We start from the raw sequence: 22068 nt of genomic DNA on the forward strand, positions 1-22068 counted from the left end.
CGCCGAAAAATGCGGGTCAAACGGGTCGATCACGCCCGTATCCGCCGTGCGCGCGCTCGGCGGCGGGGTCATCTGCAAAAACTTTTTCAAAAACGGCTCTACGCCGAAATTGGTCAGCGCCGAACCGAAAAACACAGGGGACAGCTTGCCTGCATGCACAGCAGCCAAATCAAATTCGTCGCCCGCGCCGGAAAGCAGCTCCACATCGTCAATCAGCGTCTGATACTGTTCCTCGGGCAGCAGCCCCTCCAGAATGGGGTCGTCGATCGACAGGCGCTGCGCCTTGACCTCATGCCGGAAGTCCGCGCCCTCAAAGGCGATGACTTCATCGTCCATACGGTCGTACACACCCTTGAAGCGCTTGCCCGAGCCGATCGGCCAGTTGACCGCATAGGTGCCGATGCCCAGCTCGTTTTCAATTTCCTCAAGCAGTTCATAGGGGTCGCGCGCTTCGCGGTCCATCTTGTTGATGAAGGTAAAAATCGGCACGCCGCGTATAGCGCACACCTTGAACAGCTTGCGCGTCTGCGCCTCCACGCCCTTGGAGCCGTCAATCACCATCACGGCGGAGTCCGCCGCCATCAGCGTGCGGTAGGTATCCTCGGAAAAGTCCTGGTGGCCCGGGGTGTCCAGAATGTTGATGCACTTGCCCTCATACCGGAACTGCAAAACCGAGGACGTAACCGAAATACCGCGCTGCTTTTCAATCTCCATCCAGTCAGACACCGCATGGCGGCTGTTTTTCTTGCCCTTTACCATACCGGCTTCCTGAATCGCGCCGCCGTACAGCAGGAATTTTTCAGTTATCGTCGTTTTGCCGGCGTCAGGGTGCGAAATAATCGCAAAAGTGCGCCGGTTTTCAATTTCTCTTTTCAGGTCTGCCACAGACTTGTTCCCTCCGATTATGGAAAAAATTTTTTCAAATGTCGTTTTGTACACAAAATGTTCACAAACGTCTTGTAAACTGAATGTGTGGAAAGCGTAAGATCCCCCCACATGTTCTTGCTTTCTACTCTCTATCCTACCTTTTATTGCGGGAGCGGCCGGACGAAAGTCCGGCTGTTCCTGTTTCTGGCAGTCTCCGGCTCAGCCGGAAGCACGCTGCCAACCGCATGGGATGCGCCGCGCCTTCGCGCGAACTGCGTCCAGGGCCGCAAAAAGGTTCCGGTACGCGGAACTTTTCTGCGCACTCGCATCCAAACAGCCCGCATTTTTATGAGCAGCAGCGCAAAATTGCGCCGCTGCTCTTTTTGCATGCGTGTCTGCGCCGCGTAAAAGGCAGAAACAAAGCAGAAAATTATAAATCCCGCCGGCCCTCCAGCGCGCGGGTCAGCGTCACCTCGTCCACAAATTCCAGATGCCCGCCAACCGGGATTCCATAGGCCAGCCGCGTGACTTTTATGCCGAAAGGCTGCAAAAGCCGCGAAAGATACATTGCCGTAGCCTCCCCCTCCGTATCCGGATTGGTGGCAAGAATCACTTCCTCCGTATCCTCATCGGCCACACGCTGCACCAGTTCGCGGATGCGGATATCATCCGGCCCAACGTGGTTCATGGGAGACAGCGTGCCGTGCAGCACATGGTACAGCCCCTTATATTCTTTGGTGCGCTCAAACGCAATCACATCACGCGGGTCGGCCACCACGCAGATGGTCTTCTGGTCGCGCGTCTTGTCCGCACAGATCGGACAGGTTTCGCTGTCCGTCAGGTTCTGGCAGCGTTTGCAGGTAAAGGTCTTTGCCTTCGCATCGCGTATCGCGTCAGCAAAGCGCTCCGCGTCCTCTTTCGGCAAATCCAGCACATGGAACGCCAGCCGCTGCGCGGTTTTCTGCCCGATGCCGGGCAGGCGCGCAAATTCCTCAATCAGCCGCTCAACCGGCGGCGCAAAAAAATCCATCAGAGCAGGCCGCCGCCCAGACCGCCCATGCCGCCCGTAATGGCCGACATCTGGCTCTGGCTCTTCTGCTGCGCGGCGCTGAGCGCCTCGTTGACAGCCGCAGTCACCAGGTCCTGCAGCATTTCAATATCGTCCGGATCGACGACATCGGGCTTGATTTCAACGCTCTTGATCGTCGCAGTGCCGGTCACCGTCACCGTCACCATACCGCCGCCCGCCGTGCCGGTGGTCTCCATCTGCGCAATTTCGGCCTGCGCCTTCAGCATATCCTGCTGCATCTTCTGCGCCTGCTTCATCATGGCCTGCATGTTCATACCGCCGCCAAAACCGCCGTTAAATCCTCTTTTTGCCATCTTTTATGTCCTCCTTAGAGCTGTTTCACTTCAATATCAAACGCTTTTGCGCGGCCGAGCAGTTCGTCCACCGCTTTATTGCGCCCGGCAGGCCGCTGTTCATCCGCCTCGCGCACCTTGATTTTGATGGGTGCGCCGGCGAGCGCCGCCGCCTGTTCCCGAATCGCCTTCATGGTCGGTTCCGCCTTGGCCAGCATCGCCGTGATGCTGTCCTCACACAAAATTACCAGCGCGCCGTCTTCTTCCACGCCTTTGGCCGAGAGTTTCAGATTGGTATGCGCACCCGTGTTGATCTTACCGGTCAGCGCTTCCAGCAGACGGGGCCAGTGCGGCCACGCCGTCTGTTCCGGCCCCTCGTCCGGCTGCGCTTTTTCTGCCTGCGGGTCCTGCGCACCGGCCCACGGCGGCGCGTCGCTGTCATCCGGCGGAGGCGGCGCATCCGCGTCTCCCGGCGGGGGCGGCGCTTCCATACCGCTCTGCGCGGGGGCAGCGCCCTGCACCACACGCACCGGCACGCCGTTTTTCAGCTTTTCCTCCAGCGCCTGTACGCGCCCGCCCAATGTATCATACTGCTCCGCGCCAAGCGAACACAGCCGCACCGCGCACAGCTCGGCCTCCACCCTGCGGTTGGATGCGCCGCGCATACGGTCCAGCGTTTCGCCGATCACCCTGCTCCAGGCAATCAGCGTGGAAGCGGCCAGTCCGTCGCACAGCTTTTGCAGCGCTGCCACGCTGTATGCGGGGGAAATCAGCGCGCTCACATCGGTCTTTGAGGTCTTTACCAGCAGCGCGTCGCGGATCAGGCCGAGCATCTGGTCATAAACCGCGCCCAAATCGCGGCCCGCATTGTAATATTCGCCCAGCAGGCCGACTGCCGCAGCCAGATCGCCGGTTTTCAGGCACTCGGCCAGGCGGACGCCGTCTCCCTGCCCCAATACGCCGAGCGCCGCCGTAACGGCGTCCTCATCCACCGCACCGGCAGCCGCCGCGCGGTCGAGCATGGAGAGCGCGTCGCGCATCGCGCCGTCCGCCAAACGCGCAATCAGGCGGGCCGCGCCCTCAGAAAGCGGAATCCCTTCTTTCGCGGCCACGTCAATCAGCCGCCGCGCAATATCCTCCGCTCCGATGCGGCGGAAATCAAACCGCTGGCAGCGCGACAGAATCGTGGCCGGTACCTTGTGCAGCTCGGTCGTCGCCAAAATAAACAGCACATGCCCGGGCGGCTCTTCCAGCGTTTTCAGCAGCGCGTTGAACGCGCCGATGGACAGCATGTGTACCTCATCTATGATGAAAACACGTTTTTTCACCTGCGCCGGTGTATAACGGGTCTCGTCCCGCAGGTCGCGGATATTATCCACGCCGTTGTTGGAAGCCGCGTCAATCTCCGTCACATCCAGAACCGAGCCGTCCAGAATCCCCCTGCATGCGGGACAGACGCCGCACGGGTCCCCGTTCTGCAAATTTTCACAGTTCACTGCCCGCGCCAAAATCTTGGCGCAGGTCGTCTTGCCCGTGCCGCGCGTACCGGTAAACAGATAGGCGTGGCTGAGCCGCCCGCTTTTGAGCTGCGCGCGCAGTGTATCCGTGATATGCTGCTGCCCGATTACGTCAGCAAATGTCTGCGGCCGCCATTTGCGGTACAGCGCCTGATACAAGCCCGGCCACGCTCCTTTCCCTGTTATAAAAACCATAAAAGAGGCGGGCGCAAGCCCGCCTCCAAGCGTTCCAACCACAGCGCTGCTTGCAGCGCTATTTCATAGAAAATCGCGGCAGCGCCGTGATTTTCATCAAAAGTCAGGACAGGCGCCTGACTTTTGAAGTCCCCTATACTTTCGTTCAGCGCCCCACAAGACCGCACGCGGACAATTCGAAGGCGCGTCCCCGGCTGCTGTTCCGCACTTTGGGCTCAGAATCGGCAGCTCTGCGGCACACGATGGTTTCCGCTTAATGCTGCTCGGTTCCCCGCCTGACATGGTTCACAGTCCTCCGTTGCGCAGTACCGGTTCCTCATCGCCCTGTGGGCGGCTGCATGGCCGAAGGCGCGTCCCCTCCTTGCCCGCATCATCCCCGCTATAGCGGATTGCGGGTGCAGGGCACCGCTAACGCCCCGATGTGTGCGGCCTTGTGCGGCGCTGAACAAAATCTTCCGTTATCAGGATATACCGTTTTTCCCGTTTTATGCCTCAGGGTCATCCGGCGATGGTTCGGGCGGTTCCGTCGTTCCGCCCGGGTCGGTCGTGCCGCCGCCCGGGTCAGTCGTACCGCCCGGGTCAGTCGTACCGCCGCCCGGATCGGTTGTACCGCCGGGGTCGGTGGTGCCGCCGCCCGGATTGGTCGTGCCGCCGCCCGATTCCGGATCGCCGCCCTGTCCGGACGGTGTCTGACCGCCTTCCGGCGCTTCCGGATCAACCGTCGAGGGATCTTCCGGTTTTTCCTCTTCTTCCTCTTCTTCTACTTCAATGCCCGTGGTCTTGCCATAGTCATACACCTTAAAGCCCTGGTGGCTGCACAGCTCGGTCGGCGTCTGGCCCTTATAGAACCGGCCGGTCGCCACGCGGCCTGCCGCCCGGCAGGCGCCCGACGGCGCAAGCCCGCTGTCCATACAGTAAGACGCCGTTTCAAACGCTTCCGGATGCGAATCAAACACCAGGCCGGAATCGCCTTCATGCACTTTCCGCATCACGTTGGTCCAGATTGCAGCGGCGTTTCGGCCGTACAGCCCGTCCACCGTGTATTCCTGCTTAAAGCCCACCCAGACGGCAGCCGAATATTCCGGCGTTACGCCGCAGAACCAGATGTCCTTATTGGAGGTGGTCGTACCCGTCTTGCCTGCGGTCTGCACGCCCGGAATGGTCGCGTTGGTTGCGGTGCCGTAAGAGGTAACCGCCTGCAGGCAGTCCAGCATATAATACGCTGTCCGCACGTTTTTAAAGCCCATATCCGTCCGCGGGGTATTCTCCAGCACAACGTTGCCTTCGGAATCTACCACCTTGGAATAGGTGCGTGTGCCGGCAAACACGCCGTCATTGATGAACATGGAGAAACCGCCCGCCATTTCACGCACGGTCACGCCGTCCGTCAGGCCGCCGAGCGCCAGCGGCGCAAGGTCGACGTCCGTCTGCACGGAACCGTCTGCGTTGACACGGTTATTGACCAGCTGGAAGCCCAGCCGCTGGGTCAGAAAATCATAGGACGCCTGCGGCGTCAGCATGTTCATCACCTGCACCGCAATGGTGTTGACCGAGCTGGCAATACCGCTCTTAATCGGAAGTTCCTTGCCGGTCGGCATTTTGCCGTCATTCAGCGGCCAGGGTTTGCCGTCGCTGCCCATGCGCAGCGCCTTGTCATATACGTTCGTGGTCGGCACGATAATGCCCGCGTCCATTGCGGGGCCGTATACCGACAGCGGCTTGATCGAAGAACCCGGCTGCCGGCGCGCGTCGGTCGCCAGCGAGAAGGTCAGCATGCCGGTTTTGGTGCCGCGGCCGCCTGCAATGCCCTTGATGTTGCCCTGCTTGTCCGTAATGACCATCGCGCTTTCCGGACGGCTGCCCTCCGGGCCGCGCGTCATGTTGGGGAAAACGGAATCGTCCGCATAGGTCGTATCCAGAATATTCTGAATGCGCGTATCAATCGTGGCGTAAATCTTCAGGCCGCCGGAGAACACCAGGTCCTTGGCCAGCAGCTCCGAATAGCCCTTCTTGGCTACAAGATCGGCAACCACGTCGTTAATCACCGCGTCGGTAAAGTAGCTGTAGCTGTCGTTAAGCTCGGCCTTATACGCCTCATAGGGGCGGTAAACCAGCTCTTTGGCCTTGGCGGCGTCATGCTCCGCCTGGCTGATCATGCCCTGTTCAAGCATCGCGCCGAGGATCAGTTCCTGCCGCTCCTTGACCTTATCCGGATGGTTGTACGGGTCGTAAATCGAAGGGTTGTTGGTCAAACCTGCAATGACGGCGCATTCCGCCAGGTCAAGCTCGGAAACATCCTTGTCAAAATAGGTTGCCGCCGCGGTTTTGACGCCGTAGCAGTTATAGCCCAGATAAATGGTGTTCAGATAGTTTTCCAGTATCTTGCTTTTGTCTCCGTCCAGCGCCTTTTCCAGCGAAAGCGCGCGGAAAATTTCATTGATCTTGCGCTTGACCGAGTAATCGTCGTCCTTGGTCCAGTTTTTAATCAGCTGCTGCGTAATCGTTGAGCCGCCGCGCTGCGGGCCGCCGAGCACCCAGCTCTTGACCGCCGCCGCGGTGCCCTTCCAGTCCACGCCCTTGTGCTGATAGAAGCGCTGGTCCTCAATCGCTACCACTGCGTCCTGCAAATACTTCGGCACCTTGTCAATCGTGACCGGTACGCGGTTTTCCAGGCCTTTGAGCGTTTCATAGAGCTTTTCTTCGCCCGTTTCGGCATCTATCGAATAAATAAACGAGGTCTGGTTCAGGCTGACGCCCTGCGCAAGCTGCTTGACATCCTCCTCCACGGAAGGATTGATATAGGAATGGACATAATACGCGAACGCCACGCCGCAAAAGCAGGCGCAAAGCACGCCCACAAGCAGCAGCGTCAGAAAAAGGCGCCCGATAAAATGCAGAAAGCCATGTCCTCTTCTTCTGCGAGTTGCCAATGCAATATCCTCCTTACCCCAGGCTCCTGCCATTGGGGCTTTTTGAGTCGGACGCAGGAGGCGTCCGATTTGTTCCCAGCATACGGTGGTATTATAACACATTATTATGAAAAATCCAAACAAAATTTAACCTGTTCGAGAATAGTTTACATTTTTGTGGCAATACTCAAAGAAAATCCCCGGTAAAGGAGGTTTCTGCCATGATGCAGGGCTTTTATGTGCTTGCCATGCGCCGGATGCGCCGCCAGAAAAAAATTGCGCTGGCCGCCTGCGCGCTGGCGCTTTTATGCGCCGCAGGGGCGGCGCGCGCCTATTTTGCCGCGCCGAAGGCCGTGACCGCAGCGGTTTCCGACGTTCCCTATGTGGCGCAGGCCGAAAACGGCCGTCTGACCGTTTCACGCGGCGGGCAGACCATTCTGCGCACCGATATTGACGTGCGCACGCTGCCCAGGGCCGACCGCGAAGCGTTATCGCAGGGCATCTCCCTGCCGGACGCCGAAGCGCTGGCCCGTCTGCTGGAGGATTACGGAAGCTGAATCCCCCTTCCCAGGGGAAAACTACGTTCCGCGCGGCGCGGCTGCCCGCCCTGCGCAGGCGCACAGAAGAGAAAGGCCGGACGTTTCAAACGTCCGGCCTTTGCGCATTGTTTACATAAAAATCTGTATCGCCCACGCCTCCGGGCTGACAACCTTTTCCCCTGCGGGCGGTTCCGCCGCCGGCGCACGGCTGGATTCACGCATCTCAAACGTCAGCGTCACCTTGAGAATGCCCTCGTTCCGCCGGTGCTCGGTCAGCTCCATGCGGCCCGCGCCGTTTTTCATTTCAAACGTACAGGTGGTCTGCTCGGCGGTCTCCCAGTCGTCTACGCGGCGCGTCATCTCGCCCGCCGCCGCGCCGGTGGCGGGGTCCAGCGTGACCGCACCCGTCATTTTCTCCGCATACGACCCCTCCTCCTCGTAGGAGTCCTCCAGTTTTATGATATATTTTGAGCCGCTGCGCGTCAGCGCGCCATCGCCGGCCTGCGCGGCCCACATGGCCGCGTCCTGCTGCGTCTGCTGCCAGAATTCCGTTGCCGGCAGCGATTCATTCTGCGCGGCCAGCAGTTCGCCCACGGTCAGGCCTGCCAGCACCTGGTTCATCGCGGCCAGTCTGTCCTGCATTTCGGCCATGCCGTCCATCAGCTCCAGCCCCTCAAAGCGCAGCCAGACGTCGCTCTCCGCGCCGCTTTTGCCCGCGGACTGCGCCAGCGCCTGCAGCAGCAGCGGACAGTACAGATACAGCACGTCGTTTTCCACGTCATAGCGCAGCCGCAGCGACATATTTTGCAGGCTGCCGCCGAGCGGCGCCAGCAGCTGCTCCATATCCGTGCCAAGGTAATCCTCCATCTGCATCAGCTGCACCACCGCGCGGAGGTCAAGGGCCAGCTCCAGCTCCAGCGCGCCCTGCCCTGTCAGCACTTCCAGCGTACCGCTGACGCGGTAGGTCTCATCCCCGTCCAGCGAATCAAACGCGGTGTATTCCACCACCGCAGAGACTGCCGTCAGCACCGCTCCGGCCCAGTCCGGCCGCGGCTGGGCTGCCAGCCACCGGTTCATCACGCCAAACTGCGCGTCAATCCCGTCCACCAGCGCCTTTCGGTCGTACAGCACCGCCGCCTGGTTCCCCTCGTCCCACCGGACGGTCAGCCCGAAGCCCTCGGCAAAAAAGCGCACGGGCACATACGCGCGGTCGCCCTTCAGATACGGCGCCGCGTCCAGCGTGCGGACCCAGCCGGTCCCGTCCTGCACAAACCCTTCGGGCGGCTGTACGTCTGCCGGCAGGTCCAGCCGGCAGGTTTTCTCCCCGATGGCAAGGTGCAGCGTCCGGCCGTCCAGCGCCGCGTCAATTTTTCCCTTGCTGTACGTCACCTCCGCGCCCAGGGCTTCGGCCACCGCGCGGAAGGGCGCCATCGTCCGGTCGTTCACCATTTCCGGCTGCGCGTCCGGAAAGACCACCTTTTCGCCGTCAAGCTGCACGGAAAGCGGCGGCTCCTCTTCCCCCATCAGCCAGAACGCCATATGGCTGTAAAACGTCTCTCTGTCCGGCCACATGGCGGCCTCACCGATGTCCGCGTCCAGCGCGGCCATATCCGCATATCCCCACTGGTCGAGCGCAATCTGCGGATTTTGCAGAATACGGGCGTAATGATGCGCAAAACGGCTGCTTACCCAGTCGTAATCCGTATATTCATACCCATAGTCCTGCATAAATTCTGCCGCAGTCGCGTATCCCATCCGCACATACAGCGGCGGCTCGGTATCCGCCGCCAGCGCGGCAGGCGCCATGGCGCACAGCGCAGCCGCCGCCAACACGGCCGCCAGCGCGCGTTTTCCTCTTTTTTTCATCATCCAGCCTCCTTCCAATTGCTTATCTTCATTTTACCCTGCCGCATCCACCCTGTCTATGGCCTTTTATCACGATTTTTCCGCCGGAAAACAGGCACTTTGCCCATTTGCCCGCGCGCCTCTTTTTTCTCTTGACGGCTTGCCGTTCATGTGATATATTTATCTCATAAAGAGACAAATATATCACCAATCGGTTTGGAACGGACGGGTTCCAGCCGCGGCAATTTCACTGCACGCTGCATCAAACGAAAAATACGCATCAAGCGGAGCGGAAAGATCAATGGGAATTTGGGGGGCGCCGGTATTTTGAAAAAAATGTTATGCAATCCTTTCAGCATGCTGCTTGCCGGTTTTGCATTGGGCATTGTCAGCAGACTGTTCGATTTATACACGCAGAATCTGGGCAATATTTTTTCGCAAATGGCAATATGGATTCTGTTCGGCGTGCTGATCTCCATATACAGCCGTTCCAAAAAGAAAGCCATGCTGAACGTTTTTCTTTTCTGCATCGGCATGCTCATCACCTATTATTTTGCGGCGTTTATGACCGACGGCGTCTATTCCAATCTGTTTGTGTTGGGGTGGACTGGCTTTGCGCTGTGTTCTCCTGTATTCGCTTTTTTTGCCTGGATGACAAAAGAAAAAGGTATCCTGCCTAAAATCATAAGCATAGGAATCGTTTCCGTATCTTTGCTGACAAGCGTCATTTTCTTTGACAGGCTGCGATTTTACGACTTCATCATCAATGGCATCCTTGTCTATTTCCTGTTTTTCAAAAAGGTAAAACGATAACTTTCGGTTTGCTTCGGAAGCTATGCAGTTCCATATCCGTCCAAAAGGACACAGCTATATCACATTCAGGAGGTATTTCCCATGCGTTTACCCAAACTTACGCTCACACAGAACAAGGTCATCAGCGTGTGCAGCTGGTCTGCCGTTGTTGTGACGCAGATCATCGCGCACCGGTTTCCGATTGCCGGCATGCCGCCGGCGGTGAAGGCGCTCGCCGCCGCCGTTCTGTTCGCCGCGGCGGTCGCCGTGATCGTCACCGCCTTCGGCTGCCGCACGGAAAAGCCGGATGAGCGCGCGACCACCAACCAATACCGCGCCAACTCCTCGCTGTTCATGCTGATTTTCTTCCTGTTCGGGTTTTACATCCTGTTCGGCGACCGTCTCGGATGGCAAACGCTGACCTTTACCCGTGGGCAGATCATCCTGTGCTTCGGTCTGCTCTGTCTGCTGCAGGACGGTCTGTTCCTGCTGTACGAGCGGTTTGGTAACTGACCATGCTGCATACCAGAATCCGTGCGCTGCGCCTGTCCCGCGGCATGGAGCAGGCCGCGCTGGCCGCGCTGGTCGGCGTGCGGCGCGAGACGATCGGCCGGCTGGAAAAGGGCCTGTACAATCCTTCTCTCAAGCTGGCGATGGACATTGCCCATGTGTTCGGCCTGTCGGTTGAAGAAATTTTCACCTTTACCGAGGACGAACAATAATCCGCATACCCCATCCCGCCCCCGCATACCGTATAGCAAGGGGGCGTTACCGATGTTTATCACCATCACCCGCGACACATTGTGCCGCATCGGCGCAGGCGCAGGCGTGTGCGCGCTGCTGACCGCGCTGTTTTTTCTGCTGCCCGGCGAACAGCAGCCTGCCGAACAGACGGCGGCCGACGCTGCCGTTCCCGCCGCCGCGACCGACTGGGGTCTTTCTTTCCAGACCGAGGGCCAGCCGCCCGCAGGCAACGCATCCGCCGAAGACCTGCGGCAGTACGGCGCGTTCTATCTGGGCGATACTTCCCAAAAAACCATCTATCTGACCTTTGACGCCGGATATGAAAACGGCTTTACGCCGGCCATTCTGGACGCGCTCAAAAAACACCATGCGCCGGCCTGTTTTTTCGTCGTCGGCAATTATATTGACACCGCGCCCGAGCTGGTGCAGCGCATGGTGGAGGAAGGGCACATTGTCGGCAATCACACGCTGCACCATCCGGATATGTCCGCCATTGCCGACGAGCAGGCCTTTGCCGCAGAGCTGGGCGGACTGGAAGAGAAATTCACCGCGCTCACCGGCCAGCCCATGCCCAAATTTTACCGGCCGCCGCAGGGCAAATTCTCCGAAGAGAACTTAAAGCAGGCGCAGGCGCTGGGCTATACAACGGTTTTCTGGTCGCTTGCCTATGTGGACTGGTATACCGATAATCAGCCGACCGACGAGCAGGCCTTCTCCAAGCTGCTGCCGCGCATCCATGACGGCGCGGTTGTGCTGCTGCATTCCACCAGCGAAACCAACGCGCGCATTCTTGACGAGCTGCTGACCAAATGGGAGCAGCTTGGCTATTCCTTTGCGCCGCTGACCGATTTAACTGCATAAAGAAACCGCGCCGCTTTCAAACGGCGCGGTTTTTATCAGTCTTTTTCTTCCGGCAAATCCAGCACGGACAGTTCCACCTCATGCAAATCGAACGGCTCGCAGATTTCTATACATCCCGCCCCGCCAGGTCCCTGCTCATCCGGGAGCGCACGCCGTTCCGCCCCTTCAATGGCGCGGTCCTCCGCCGCGCGGAGCGCCCATTTGAGCGACTGCGCCACCTGTTTCATGGAAAATTCCATGCCCATGCAGCGGATTTCATCAATCTGCCTGCTGATTTGCTTGACCAAAAAGCAGTATGCGCCCTTATAATCCAGCTCAAACTTTTCTTCTCTGCAATCCGCTTCGTATACGTTGTCGTCCATCATTGCGCCTCCCGCAAGCATTTTATGCGATATTATACTGTATTATATTATTTTACATTATATTATAGTATTTTTCAATATTTCATAGTGTAATGTAGTATATTAATGTTTAGAGGTGAGCCAATGAAACCGTTGAAAGAAAGCATTTCTATCACTCTGGACTCTGATATCATTCAGCGGCTTCGGGTGCTGGCAGAAGAAGATGATCGCCCGCTTTCGCAGTATATTAACGTCATCCTGCGCAACTATCTGAAGAAAAAAGACAAATAAGAGTCAAACACAAAAAAACGCATGAGGTGTCCGAAATGAAGCCGTTAAAGGAAAAGCTCTCCATCACCCTGGACGCTGATATCATTCAGCAGCTTCGGGTACTGGCGGAAGAAGACGACCGCCCGCTTTCGCAATATATTAACGTCATCCTGCGCAACCATCTGAAGCAAAAAGACAAATAAAAGCCAAAAAACGCACCGTTTCAGAACGGTGCGTTTTTTGAAACTTCCAAATTTTTTCGGTTTTCCGCCGTTTCAAATCCGGTTCAGCGCGGCGGGCAGCGCCAGCTTGAAGGCAACCATGGCGACCAGCATGGCGGCAAAAATCCGCCCGGCGGTCTTTTCGCCAAAAGCTTCGCACCAGCGCGAAACACTCTGCTGCATGCGCTGCTCCTTCTCATCCAGCCGGCCGAGCAGCCAGCGCCCAATCAGCTCAAGCGACGCAATCACCTGCGAAAAGGTCAGCAGGATCAACAGCGCAAATCCCAGAAACGACCGTTCCTGCGGAAAGGCAAGCAGCACAAGGCAGAAGGCGCAGCCGGCCAGCGTTGCCATGTGGTGCAGGATGACGCCAAAGCGGACAAGGCTTTTCACTGCGCCATCTCTCTTCCTTCAAAGACGGCGCGGCGCTTGACGTCTTCCATCACCGCGTCAAACTGCGGCAGGTCGAGCGACTGCGCGCCGTCGCACAGGGCGCAGCGCGGGTTGTTGTGCGCCTCGATGATGAGGCCGTCCGCGCCTGCCGCAATGGCCGCGCGCGAAAGCGGCTGCACCATGTCCCGCCGCCCTGCGGCATGGCTGGGGTCGACGATGACAGGCAGGTGGCTGAATTTCTTAATCAGCGGAATGGCCGAAATATCCAGGTTGTTGCGGATCATGTTCTCAAACGTGCGGATGCCGCGCTCGCACAGGATGACGTTGGAATTGCCGCCGGCAAAGATGTACTCGGCCGCCATCAGGAACTCCTCCATCGTGGCGGACAGGCCGCGCTTGAGCAGAATAGGCTTATCGGAGCGTCCCAGCTCCTTGAGCAGCATGAAATTCTGCATATTGCGCGCGCCAAGCTGAATAATATCGACGTCTGCGAACAGGTCCAGGTGCTTTTCGCTCATAATTTCGGTTACGATGGGCAGGCCGGTCTGGCGCTTGGCTTCCAGCAGCAGCCTGAGGCCCTCGGCCTCCAGCCCCTGGAAGGAATAGGGCGAGGTACGGGGCTTGAACGCGCCGCCGCGCAGAAAGGACGCGCCGGCTTTTTTGACCGACTCCGCCACTTCGACAATCTGCGCTTCGCTCTCAACCGAGCAGGGGCCGGCCATCACATGAAAATAGCCCGCGCCGATTTTGCGGCCGGCAACTTCGATCACGGTATCATCCGGATGGAACTTGCGGTTGACCGCCTTGAACGGTTCGGTTACGCGCTGCACCCGCTCAACAATATCGTAGGCGAGGATGTCCCGCTCGTTGACGCGGGTGGTATCGCCCATCAGACCGAGGATGGTGGTGTTTTCGCCCTCGGAATAGTTGATTTGGAGGCCCATATCGGTAAAGCGGCGCATCAGGCGTTCGACGCGCGCCTTGTCAGGATTCTGTTTGAGAACAACAATCATTGTGTTTTGCTCCTTTTTATCAGTTCAGATACATTCAACAGTATACCATCTGCACAGACGAAAAAAAAGAACGATTTTTCACAAAACCGTTCTCTTTCGTCACGCCTGCCTCAGACATTGTGCCGTTATTTGTTTTTCTCCGCCGCCAGCAGTTCCTCATACCGTTTTTCCACCGCGTCGCAGAATTCCTCCCAGCGCCCGCTGCTGATCAGCTTTGCAGGACATTCCTTGCCGGAAAAATCCTGGTGTTTTCTAAGCGCCTTGGGCTTTAAATCGTATTCAATCAGCAGCCGCGCGCACAGTTTTTCCGTGTTGATCAGGGTCTGCTCATAGTTGCCGCCTTCATTGACGCACATCTCAATGCCGATGCCGTTCAGGTTGCCGCCGTTTTTCTCCATCCCGTCGCCCGCATGATAGGCCGGCTCGTCATCGGGCAGATGGTGGCAGATCTGCCGGTCATCCACCGTATAGTGCCAGGAGACGATGTTTTCCTCCGCATTGGCGTTTTGCAGGATGAACGAGCTGTGCGCCTTGGCGTCCGCACCCTCGGAAAAATTATCCGTTTCATGGATAACCAGGTATTTGATTTCCCGCTGCCCGCCCGGGCGCGCCCTGCTGCCCTCGGCAATGTAATCGGTATAAACCGGAATTTCTTCAATATATGTCAGCCCTGCATCTGCCTTGGGCGGGCGCGCAAGCGCCATATGGGTCAGCACGCCCGCCAGGAAGGAGACCAGCATCAGCGCCAGAATCACCAGGGGGCGCCAGTTTTTTCGTTTTGCGTTTCTTCTCTGCACATGTGCCGCCACGTTTCTTCACTCCAACTTTCCGCATCTGTGTGCCTTCTATTGTACTACGTTTCGGCCCCATTTTCAAAGGGTCGACTGTAAACTTTTTGTTTCGGCGCCTTCCGGCGTAAAATTACCCGCAAAACGCTGCAAAACCTTGAAGAAATTCTTGCATTCGGACAGGCGATGCAGTATAATAAAAGTTACTTGGAGAGGCGAAGCCTTTACCAGCAGATTTCTTTGACCGCCCGCCCTGCGGGCCAAGGCCATGCGGACAGCCGGGTCAAATGCCGAACATGGCAACTTTGTTGCCTTATTGAATTTTATAAGTTGGCTGCTTAAAAGCCGTGTGCCGCGGGCACATCACACTTGTGAAACAATCAATAAGAGTAGTAAAAGTATGAAATTTCCTGCTATATAGACTCTTTCCTCTTCTGCTTCAACATACCGCTCGGGCCTGCCCGAACGGAAGAGAGATTGTGTTTCCTCAAGCGAAGGATGACCCGCCGGGGCGCCCTTTGATTGGGGATTTTTTAATTTGTGAGGGATAAAGGATGCAGAACAAGCTCAAGCTGTACGGGTTCAACAACCTGACCAAAGCGCTTTCTTTCAACATCTATGACGTGTGCTACGCAAAGACCGAACGCGAGCAGCGCGACTATATCGCGTATATTGACGAGCAGTACAACTCCGACCGTCTGACCGGCATCATGGAGCATGTGACCGAAATGATCGGCGCGCATGTGCTGCACATTTCCAAGCAGGATTATGAGCCGCAGGGCGCGTCGGTCACGTTCCTGATTGCCGAAGAGCATATGCTGCCGTCACCCCAGCCGGATACCATCGTCGCCCATCTGGACAAGAGCCATGTCACCGTTCACACCTATCCCGAGTACCATCCGGATACCTGCCTTGCGACCTTCCGCGTCGATATCGACGTGGCGACCTGCGGCGAGATTACGCCGCTGTCCACGCTGGATTTTCTCATCGGCTCGTTCGATTCGGATATCATCACCATGGATTACCGTGTGCGCGGCTTTACCCGCGATATTGAGGGCAAAAAGCTGTTCATGGACCACCGCATGACGTCGATTCAGGATTATATCGACCCCACTACGCTTGAGCGCTATGACGCGATCGACGTCAACGTCTATCAGGCCAACCTGTTCCATACGCGCATGCTGCTCAAGGAGGTTGACCTGCAAAACTATCTGTTCAATACGGATATTTACGAGCTGCCGCCCAAGACCCGCCTGAAGATCCACTCCGACCTGCGGCGGGAGATGATTGAAATTTTCTCAGGGCGCAACGTGTACTAACGCTGACGCTTCGGTCGGAAATACATTTCCGACCGAGGGGACGCACCGGACAACGTCCGGATGCGTCCTTTGCGCCGATTTGCGCGCCAATGCGGCACACAAATCGGCTTCCCCGTATCAAAACCGAGGTACACGCCCTCGGTTTTGATGATGATTTTTAAGTAAAAATCATCTGTTTGATGCGGCGCTTCGCGCCGGAGACGCAGGCGCTCCAGTTTTCATTTGCAATTCATTCCCTCTCGGCAAGGAGGTTTTCCTATGGACCAGTCCCGCGCGCCGATCATGGAGGCGCTCGAACAATTTAAGGATATGCGCATCGTTCCGTTTGATGTCCCCGGGCACAAACGCGGACGCGGCAGTCCGGAGCTTACCCGATTTCTGGGCGAAAAATGTATGACGGTTGACGTCAATTCCATGAAGCCGCTCGACAATCTCTGCCACCCCACCAGTGTTATTCTGGAGGCGGAGCAGCTTGCCGCCGAGGCCTTCGGCGCAAAGCATGCTTTCCTGATGGTCGGCGGCACCACGTCGAGCGTACAGGCGATGATCCTGTCGGTCGTCGGGCGGGGGGATGAGATCATCCTGCCGCGCAACGTACACCGCTCGGTCATCAACGCGCTTGTGCTGACCGGCGCGCTGCCCGTTTATGTCAATCCGCAGACCGACGAACGGCTGGGCATTTCGCTCGGCATGTCGGTGGCGGATGTGCAGGCCGCGATTGAAAAGCATCCCACGGCCAAGGCCGTGCTGGTCAACAACCCGACGTATTACGGCATCTGCTCGGATATCCGCTCCATTGTCCGTCTGGCGCACGAAAAAGGCATGAAGGTGCTGGCGGACGAGGCGCACGGCACGCATTTTTACTTTGGCGAAAACATGCCGGTATCCGCCATGGCCGCAGGCGCGGACCTTGCCTCGGTCTCCATGCACAAATCGGGCGGTTCGCTCACGCAGTCCAGCTTTCTGCTGTGCGGGCAGAGCATGAACCCCGAACACGTCCGGCAGGTCATCAACCTGACGCAGACAACCTCGGGTTCGTACCTGCTGATGTCCAGTCTGGATATTTCGCGCAAAAACCTTGCGCTGTACGGCACGGATATCTTCCGCCGCGTGACCCGTCTGACCGAGTATGCGCGCGAGGAGATCAACCAGATCGGCGATTATTACGCCTATGGACGCGAGCTGATCAACGGAGACACCGTATTTGATTTTGACGTTACCAAACTGGCCGTCAACACGCTGGACGTGGGGCTGGCCGGCATTGAGGTATACGATATTCTGCGCGACGACTACGAAATCCAGACCGAGTTCGGCGATCTCGGCAACCTGCTGGCCTATGTTTCGGTGGGCGACCGCGAACGGGACCTGGAGCGCCTGGTTGCCGCCCTGTCCGATATCCGCCGCCGCCACAAGCGGGATAAGGCAACGCTGATGCGGCAGGAATATATCTCGCCGCAGGTGGTCGCCGGCCCGCAGGAGGCCTTTTACGCCGAGCGGCAGTCCCTGCCGCTGGACGGCGCCGCCGGCCGCGTATGCGCCGAATTTGTCATGTGCTATCCGCCCGGCATCCCGATTCTTGCCCCCGGCGAGCGCATTACGCAGGAAATCCTGGATTATATCCATTATGCCAAGGAGAAAAACTGCATGCTGCTCGGCACCGAAGATCCGGAAGTCAATCACCTGCAAGTTATCAAAGGAGTGATCAGCCCATGCGGTTGACGTTTACTGAAATGCACGCGCCGACGGTTGGCCTGCAAATACAGGTTGACCGTCAGCTTCATACCGAACAAAGCGATTTTCAGCGCATCGACGTGTTTGAGTGCGAGGAGTTCGGCCGTTTTCTGACGCTGGACGGCTATATGATGCTGACCGAGCGCGATGAATTTATCTACCACGAAATGATGGTCCATGTTCCGCTTGCCGTTTTGGGCAACGCCGTCAAAAAAGTGCTGGTCATCGGCGGCGGAGACGGCGGCTGCGTGCGCGAGCTGTGCCGCTATCCGCATATCGAGCATATCGACCTGGTGGAAATCGACGAGCGCGTGGTGGCCGTGTGCAAAGAATTTCTGCCGACGGTGGCGTGCAGCCTGGACGACCCGCGCGTACACATTCTGTATCAGGACGGATTAAAATACATCCGCCGCATCGAGGACGAATACGACCTCATCATCATCGACTCGACCGACCCCTTCGGACCGGGCGAGGGCCTGTTCACGATGGAGTTTTACGGCAACTGCTACAAGGCGCTGCACGAACACGGCGTGCTGGTCAACCAGCACGAAAGCCCGTTCTATAAGGGCGACGCGCTGGCCTGCCAGCGGGCACACCGCAACATCGTACACTCGTTTGAGCTGAGCCGGCTGTTCCAGGCGCATATTCCAACCTATCCGTCCGGCCACTGGCTGTTCGGCTTTTCCTCCCGCAGCGTGCATCCGGTGCGCGAACTCAAGGCGGAGGAATGGAACGCCCGCGGCATCGAGACCAAATATTATAATACCAATCTGCACAAGGGCGCGTTTTATCTGCCCAACTATGTGCAGAAACTGCTCGAAAAGGTAGAGGAGTAAGGCGCAGACCTGCACTTCCGCCCCCCTGTGGCCTTGTCCGTTTTCCCAAACGGGCGGAAAATGCGGCCTGCGCGGCCGCACTGCGCACAAGAAGGAGAACACCTGCGGTTTTCCCCTTCTTGCGAATCAACCCCTTTCCCTTTAGGGCGCGCTGCGCGCGCAAAAGTATTGCTCCGTTTCGATCCTGCTGCCCAGCTGCGGTATCACAGCAGGAAAAACAACTGCCACACCAAGGGGGCATGCAGTCCCTTCACCTGCAATATCACCGTAAAAACAATTTATACCGTTTTATTATAAGGAGGAACCGACTATGGGAAGAGCTCTTATCATCGGCTGCGGCGGCGTGGCCGGCGTGGTCATTCACAAGTGCTGCCAGAACAGCAGCGTGTTTGAGGAAATCATGATTGCCTCGCGCACCAAGTCCAAGTGCGACGCCATCAAGGAAAAGCTGGAAGGCACCACCCCGACCAAAATCCGCACCGCCAAGGTGGACGCGGACAATGTGGACGAGCTGTGTGCACTGATCGAGGAATACAAGCCCGATATTGTGATGAATATTGCCCTGCCGTACCAGGATCTGACCATCATGGATGCGTGCCTCAAGTGTGGCGTTAACTACATGGACACCGCCAACTATGAGCCGGAGGACACCGATGATCCGGAATGGCGCGCCATTTACGAAAAGCGCTGCAAGGAAGAAGGCTTTACCGCCTACTTCGATTATTCGTGGCAGTGGGCATATAAGGAGAAGTTTGAAAAAGCCGGTCTGACCGCGCTTCTGGGCTCGGGCTTTGACCCGGGTGTGACGCAGGCGTACTGCGCCTATGCCCAGAAGCACCTGTTCGACCAGATCGACACCATCGATATTCTGGACTGCAACGGCGGCGACCACGGTTATCCGTTTGCGACCAACTTCAACCCTGAGATCAACCTGCGCGAGGTTTCCGCGCCCGGTTCCTACTGGGAGAACGGCCACTGGGTCGAGATTCCGCCCATGTCCATCAAGCGTGAGTATGATTTCGACCAGGTCGGCCAGAAGGATATGTACCTGCTGCACCATGAGGAGATCGAGTCGCTCGCCAAGACCATTCCGGGCGTGAAGCGCATCCGCTTCTTTATGACCTTCGGCCAGTCCTACCTGACCCATATGAAGTGTCTGGAGAATGTCGGCATGCTGTCCACCACCCCGATTGAATTTGAGGGCCAGCAGATCGTGCCGATCCAGTTCCTCAAGGCGCTGCTGCCCGATCCCGCGACGCTCGGCCCGCGTACCAAGGGCAAAACCAACATCGGCTGCATCTTCACCGGCAGGAAGGACGGCAAGGAAAAGACCGCCTATATCTACAACGTGTGCGACCATGAGGCGTGCTACCGCGAGGTCGGCTCGCAGGCGATCAGCTACACCACGGGCGTGCCCGCGATGATCGGCGCCATGATGCTGATGACCGGCAAGTGGAACAGGCCCGGCGTATTCACAGTGGAGGAATTCGATCCCGATCCGTATATGGAAGCGCTGAACAAGTGGGGCCTGCCGTGGCAGATCGACGAAAATCCGGCGCTGGTGGACTGATATGAAATTCACTGAGCTTCCCACCCCCTGTTTTCTGGTGGATGAAAACCGGCTGGTGCAGAATCTGGCGGTATTGCGCGATGTGGCCGACCGCACCGGCGCAAAAATCCTGCTGGCGCAGAAAGCGTTTTCCATGTTTTCCGTTTATCCGCTGCTGCGCGAATATCTGGCCGGCACAACGGCTTCCGGCCTGTTTGAAGCGCGGCTCGGGCACGAAGAATTCGGCGGAGAAACGCACGCCTACTCCCCCGCTTTCACAGAGAGCGAATTCCCCGAGCTGCTGCAATATGCCGACCATGTTGTTTTCAACTCCTTCGGCCAGTGGAAAAAGTTCGGCAGTCTGGCGCGCGCGGCGGGCAAAAGCTGCGGGCTCCGCGTCAACCCCGAATGTTCGACCCAGCCGGCCGATCACGCGATGTACGACCCCTGCGGGCCGACTTCGCGGCTGGGCGTGACCATTGACAATTTTCAGCCCGAGCTGCTTGCCGGTATTGAGGGACTGCACTTTCATACCCTGTGCGAGCAGAACGCGGACGATCTGGTGCGCACGGTGGCGGCGTTTGAAAACCGCTTCGGCAAATATATGGAGGGCATGAAGTGGCTCAATCTGGGCGGCGGCCACCATATCACGCGCGATGATTACGACGTGGAAACGCTGGTCAAATGCATCAACTATCTGCGGGACAAGTATGACGTGCAGATCTATCTGGAGCCGGGCGAGGCTGTTGTGCTGAACGCCGGCTGGCTGGTCTCCAGCGTACTGGAAGTGACGCGCAACCACGCGCACATTGCCATTCTGGATACCTCGGCGGCCTGCCACATGCCGGATGTGCTGGAAGTGCCTTACCGCCCGCCCGTTTACCGTTCGGGCGAGCCGCATAAAAAAGCGTTCACCTATCTGCTGACCGGCCGTTCGTGCCTGGCGGGAGACGTCATCGGTGAATATTCCTTCGATAATATGCTGCGCCCGGGCGATCAGGTCGTGTTTGAGGACATGGCGCTCTACACCATGGTAAAAACCAACACCTTCAACGGGGTACCGCTGCCCTGCATCGGCCTGCGCCGCTTTGACGGCACGGACGAGGTAATCCGCGTATTCGATTATGAGGATTTCAAAAACCGCCTGTCCTAATCAGGAAACTGCGCGTTCCCCCCATCTATCGTTATCATTCTGCAAAAAGGACCATCCCAAAAGGCTGGTCCTGCGACTGTCAGAAAAGTATTTTTGACGAGTATCAATCAATACGCGCGGCAGCGCGCATGAAACAGCATTTGCAAAGCAGATGCATAAAAGCTGAGGGCGTGTACCTCAGCTTTTATACTTTGAGAGAGAAAAAGTTTCCGCATGGGAACTTTTTTCTCGTCCGTGTCTGGTGAAATCCAAACACAGACTGTCGGAAAACGCAAGTTTTTCGACAGTCTCAAAGGACCAGCCCAAAAGGCTGGTCCTTTTATTCCTCTTTCGGAAAGCGCAGCGTAATCTCGGTTCCCTCGTCCGGCACGCTCTTCATCTCAATCCGCGCATGGTGCAGCGCCGCGCCGTGCTTGACGATGGACAGGCCCAGTCCTGTGCCGCCCGTCATCTTGCTGTGGCTCTTGTCCACGCGGTAAAAGCGCTCAAATACGCGCTGCTGGTCGGCAGGCGCAATGCCGATGCCCGTATCGGCCACGCGCACGAACGGCGCGCCGTTCTCTCTGCCGGCGGAAATCTTCACGCTGCCGCCGCGCCTGTTATAGGCAATCGCGTTGTCCGTCAGGTTGAAAATCATCTGCTCCAGCGTGCGCCGCTGGCCGGATACCGTCGTTTCTGTGCCCTCTACGGTCAGCGGCACCCTGTTTTCCGCAGCCTTGTGCAGCAGACGGTCCCGCACACTGCCGCACAGGGCCAGCAGGCCGACGGGCGCAAAATCACCGGCCGCGCCGCCCTCGTCCAGCTGAGACAGCCGGATAATATC

At 57.8% G+C, this 22068-nt stretch carries 23 protein-coding genes and 1 other RNA gene; 12 read left to right on the forward strand and 12 right to left on the reverse strand.

The annotated features are described in order from the left end of the window. The 6 genes from ACOYIE_RS02490 to ACOYIE_RS02515 form a co-directional block, all read right to left on the reverse strand. Positions 1-885: GTP-binding protein (locus tag ACOYIE_RS02490; RefSeq protein ID WP_433410508.1), on the reverse strand; the 885-nt coding region annotated here is incomplete at its 3' end. Positions 886-1297: 412 nt separating this feature from the next. Next, positions 1298-1897 carry a recombination mediator RecR gene (recR, locus tag ACOYIE_RS02495; protein WP_433410509.1) on the reverse strand — a complete coding sequence of 200 codons (600 nt, stop codon included), beginning with the start codon at positions 1895-1897 and terminating at the stop codon, positions 1298-1300. Further along, positions 1897-2250: a YbaB/EbfC family nucleoid-associated protein gene (locus ACOYIE_RS02500; protein WP_433410510.1), complete on the reverse strand. Its 354-nt coding sequence runs from the start codon at positions 2248-2250 to the stop codon at positions 1897-1899. Before ACOYIE_RS02500 ends, recR begins: the two co-directional genes overlap by 1 nt. A 14-nt stretch (positions 2251-2264) precedes the next feature. Further along, positions 2265-3905 (reverse strand): DNA polymerase III subunit gamma/tau, encoded by a 1641-nt coding sequence (dnaX, locus tag ACOYIE_RS02505; RefSeq protein ID WP_433410511.1) that lies wholly within the window; start codon positions 3903-3905, stop codon positions 2265-2267. Positions 3906-4102: 197 nt separating this feature from the next. Beyond that, an RNA gene (ffs, locus tag ACOYIE_RS02510) (signal recognition particle sRNA large type) lies at positions 4103-4370 on the reverse strand. Positions 4371-4426: 56 nt separating this feature from the next. Beyond that, positions 4427-6871 (reverse strand): transglycosylase domain-containing protein, encoded by a 2445-nt coding sequence (locus ACOYIE_RS02515; RefSeq protein ID WP_433410513.1) that lies wholly within the window; start codon positions 6869-6871, stop codon positions 4427-4429. Positions 6872-7071: 200 nt separating this feature from the next. Here ACOYIE_RS02515 and ACOYIE_RS02520 point away from each other — a divergent pair, with 200 nt between their 5' ends. After that, positions 7072-7407, forward strand: coding sequence for a hypothetical protein (locus ACOYIE_RS02520; protein WP_433410515.1), 336 nt, complete (start codon positions 7072-7074; stop codon positions 7405-7407). Between the two features lie 111 nt (positions 7408-7518). Here the strand turns inward: ACOYIE_RS02520 and ACOYIE_RS02525 are convergent, their stop codons facing one another. Continuing rightward, positions 7519-9255: a copper amine oxidase N-terminal domain-containing protein gene (locus ACOYIE_RS02525; protein WP_433410517.1), complete on the reverse strand. Its 1737-nt coding sequence runs from the start codon at positions 9253-9255 to the stop codon at positions 7519-7521. Positions 9256-9570: 315 nt separating this feature from the next. On the opposite strand from ACOYIE_RS02525, the gene ACOYIE_RS02530 reads away from it, so the two are divergent. The 4 genes from ACOYIE_RS02530 (at position 9571) to ACOYIE_RS02545 (ending at position 11631) form a co-directional block, all read left to right on the forward strand. Next, on the forward strand, positions 9571-10047 hold the full coding sequence (locus ACOYIE_RS02530) for a hypothetical protein (protein ID WP_433410543.1): 477 nt from the start codon (positions 9571-9573) through the stop codon (positions 10045-10047). Between the two features lie 81 nt (positions 10048-10128). Continuing rightward, complete coding sequence (locus ACOYIE_RS02535; RefSeq protein ID WP_433410518.1) at positions 10129-10539, forward strand: hypothetical protein; 411 nt, start codon at positions 10129-10131, stop codon at positions 10537-10539. Positions 10540-10541: 2 nt separating this feature from the next. Next, entirely contained in the window at positions 10542-10748 is a 207-nt protein-coding gene (locus tag ACOYIE_RS02540; protein ID WP_433410520.1) for a helix-turn-helix transcriptional regulator, read from the forward strand. A 52-nt stretch (positions 10749-10800) separates the two neighbouring features. Then, positions 10801-11631 (forward strand): polysaccharide deacetylase family protein, encoded by an 831-nt coding sequence (locus ACOYIE_RS02545; protein WP_433410522.1) that lies wholly within the window; start codon positions 10801-10803, stop codon positions 11629-11631. A 35-nt stretch (positions 11632-11666) separates the two neighbouring features. Here ACOYIE_RS02545 and ACOYIE_RS02550 read toward each other — a convergent pair whose 3' ends face one another. Further along, on the reverse strand, positions 11667-11993 hold the full coding sequence (locus ACOYIE_RS02550; protein ID WP_433410524.1) for a hypothetical protein: 327 nt from the start codon (positions 11991-11993) through the stop codon (positions 11667-11669). 123 nt (positions 11994-12116) lie between these two features. On the opposite strand from ACOYIE_RS02550, the gene ACOYIE_RS02555 reads away from it, so the two are divergent. Both ACOYIE_RS02555 and ACOYIE_RS02560 read left to right on the forward strand, forming a co-directional pair. Next, a complete protein-coding gene (locus tag ACOYIE_RS02555) occupies positions 12117-12263 on the forward strand; it encodes a ribbon-helix-helix protein, CopG family (RefSeq protein WP_433410525.1) in 147 nt (48 codons plus the stop codon). 35 nt (positions 12264-12298) lie between these two features. Then, positions 12299-12445 carry a toxin-antitoxin system protein gene (locus ACOYIE_RS02560; protein WP_433410527.1) on the forward strand — a complete coding sequence of 49 codons (147 nt, stop codon included), beginning with the start codon at positions 12299-12301 and terminating at the stop codon, positions 12443-12445. Positions 12446-12517: 72 nt separating this feature from the next. Here the strand turns inward: ACOYIE_RS02560 and ACOYIE_RS02565 are convergent, their stop codons facing one another. The 3 genes from ACOYIE_RS02565 to ACOYIE_RS02575 form a co-directional block, all read right to left on the reverse strand. Beyond that, positions 12518-12856 (reverse strand): hypothetical protein, encoded by a 339-nt coding sequence (locus tag ACOYIE_RS02565; protein ID WP_433410529.1) that lies wholly within the window; start codon positions 12854-12856, stop codon positions 12518-12520. Then, positions 12853-13869 carry a 3-deoxy-7-phosphoheptulonate synthase gene (aroF, locus tag ACOYIE_RS02570; RefSeq protein ID WP_433410531.1) on the reverse strand — a complete coding sequence of 339 codons (1017 nt, stop codon included), beginning with the start codon at positions 13867-13869 and terminating at the stop codon, positions 12853-12855. Before aroF ends, ACOYIE_RS02565 begins: the two co-directional genes overlap by 4 nt. Positions 13870-13994: 125 nt before the next feature. Further along, positions 13995-14624 carry a peptidoglycan recognition protein family protein gene (locus ACOYIE_RS02575; RefSeq protein ID WP_433410532.1) on the reverse strand — a complete coding sequence of 210 codons (630 nt, stop codon included), beginning with the start codon at positions 14622-14624 and terminating at the stop codon, positions 13995-13997. Between the two features lie 587 nt (positions 14625-15211). On the opposite strand from ACOYIE_RS02575, the gene speD reads away from it, so the two are divergent. The 5 genes from speD (at position 15212) to nspC (ending at position 21245) form a co-directional block, all read left to right on the forward strand. After that, positions 15212-15976 (forward strand): adenosylmethionine decarboxylase, encoded by a 765-nt coding sequence (gene speD / locus ACOYIE_RS02580; RefSeq protein ID WP_433410534.1) that lies wholly within the window; start codon positions 15212-15214, stop codon positions 15974-15976. Positions 15977-16234: 258 nt separating this feature from the next. Next, positions 16235-17695: an aminotransferase class I/II-fold pyridoxal phosphate-dependent enzyme gene (locus tag ACOYIE_RS02585; RefSeq protein ID WP_433410535.1), complete on the forward strand. Its 1461-nt coding sequence runs from the start codon at positions 16235-16237 to the stop codon at positions 17693-17695. After that, positions 17686-18543 carry a polyamine aminopropyltransferase gene (speE, locus tag ACOYIE_RS02590; protein WP_433410536.1) on the forward strand — a complete coding sequence of 286 codons (858 nt, stop codon included), beginning with the start codon at positions 17686-17688 and terminating at the stop codon, positions 18541-18543. Before ACOYIE_RS02585 ends, speE begins: the two co-directional genes overlap by 10 nt. Positions 18544-18853: 310 nt before the next feature. Beyond that, the gene (locus ACOYIE_RS02595) at positions 18854-20113 is read left to right on the forward strand and encodes a saccharopine dehydrogenase family protein (RefSeq protein WP_433410538.1); all 1260 of its coding nucleotides are present in this window, start codon (positions 18854-18856) and stop codon (positions 20111-20113) included. A 1-nt stretch (position 20114) separates the two neighbouring features. Beyond that, on the forward strand, positions 20115-21245 hold the full coding sequence (gene nspC, locus ACOYIE_RS02600; RefSeq protein ID WP_433410540.1) for a carboxynorspermidine decarboxylase: 1131 nt from the start codon (positions 20115-20117) through the stop codon (positions 21243-21245). Between the two features lie 319 nt (positions 21246-21564). Here nspC and ACOYIE_RS02605 read toward each other — a convergent pair. After that, a partial coding sequence (locus tag ACOYIE_RS02605; RefSeq protein WP_433410541.1) for a sensor histidine kinase occupies positions 21565-22068 on the reverse strand: 504 nt, incomplete at its 5' end.

It is taken from the genome of Agathobaculum sp. (genome assembly GCF_050946325.1).
In the GTDB taxonomy this organism is placed as follows: domain Bacteria; phylum Bacillota; class Clostridia; order Oscillospirales; family Butyricicoccaceae; genus Agathobaculum.

What these genes read in the sequence shown, in the direction of transcription:
- recR (WP_433410509.1), bottom strand. Translation starts at nt 1,897, where the DNA reads ATGGATTTTTTTGCGCCGCCGGTTGAGCGGCTGATTGAGGAATTTGCG.
- ACOYIE_RS02500 (WP_433410510.1), bottom strand. Translation starts at nt 2,250, where the DNA reads ATGGCAAAAAGAGGATTTAACGGCGGTTTTGGCGGCGGTATGAACATG.
- ACOYIE_RS02520 (WP_433410515.1), top strand. Translation starts at nt 7,072, where the DNA reads ATGATGCAGGGCTTTTATGTGCTTGCCATGCGCCGGATGCGCCGCCAG.
- ACOYIE_RS02525 (WP_433410517.1), bottom strand. Translation starts at nt 9,255, where the DNA reads ATGAAAAAAAGAGGAAAACGCGCGCTGGCGGCCGTGTTGGCGGCGGCT.
- ACOYIE_RS02530 (WP_433410543.1), top strand. Translation starts at nt 9,571, where the DNA reads ATGTTATGCAATCCTTTCAGCATGCTGCTTGCCGGTTTTGCATTGGGC.
- ACOYIE_RS02535 (WP_433410518.1), top strand. Translation starts at nt 10,129, where the DNA reads ATGCGTTTACCCAAACTTACGCTCACACAGAACAAGGTCATCAGCGTG.
- ACOYIE_RS02540 (WP_433410520.1), top strand. Translation starts at nt 10,542, where the DNA reads ATGCTGCATACCAGAATCCGTGCGCTGCGCCTGTCCCGCGGCATGGAG.
- ACOYIE_RS02545 (WP_433410522.1), top strand. Translation starts at nt 10,801, where the DNA reads ATGTTTATCACCATCACCCGCGACACATTGTGCCGCATCGGCGCAGGC.
- ACOYIE_RS02550 (WP_433410524.1), bottom strand. Translation starts at nt 11,993, where the DNA reads ATGGACGACAACGTATACGAAGCGGATTGCAGAGAAGAAAAGTTTGAG.
- ACOYIE_RS02555 (WP_433410525.1), top strand. Translation starts at nt 12,117, where the DNA reads ATGAAACCGTTGAAAGAAAGCATTTCTATCACTCTGGACTCTGATATC.
- ACOYIE_RS02560 (WP_433410527.1), top strand. Translation starts at nt 12,299, where the DNA reads ATGAAGCCGTTAAAGGAAAAGCTCTCCATCACCCTGGACGCTGATATC.
- aroF (WP_433410531.1), bottom strand. Translation starts at nt 13,869, where the DNA reads ATGATTGTTGTTCTCAAACAGAATCCTGACAAGGCGCGCGTCGAACGC.
- speD (WP_433410534.1), top strand. Translation starts at nt 15,212, where the DNA reads ATGCAGAACAAGCTCAAGCTGTACGGGTTCAACAACCTGACCAAAGCG.
- ACOYIE_RS02585 (WP_433410535.1), top strand. Translation starts at nt 16,235, where the DNA reads ATGGACCAGTCCCGCGCGCCGATCATGGAGGCGCTCGAACAATTTAAG.
- speE (WP_433410536.1), top strand. Translation starts at nt 17,686, where the DNA reads ATGCGGTTGACGTTTACTGAAATGCACGCGCCGACGGTTGGCCTGCAA.
- ACOYIE_RS02595 (WP_433410538.1), top strand. Translation starts at nt 18,854, where the DNA reads ATGGGAAGAGCTCTTATCATCGGCTGCGGCGGCGTGGCCGGCGTGGTC.
- nspC (WP_433410540.1), top strand. Translation starts at nt 20,115, where the DNA reads ATGAAATTCACTGAGCTTCCCACCCCCTGTTTTCTGGTGGATGAAAAC.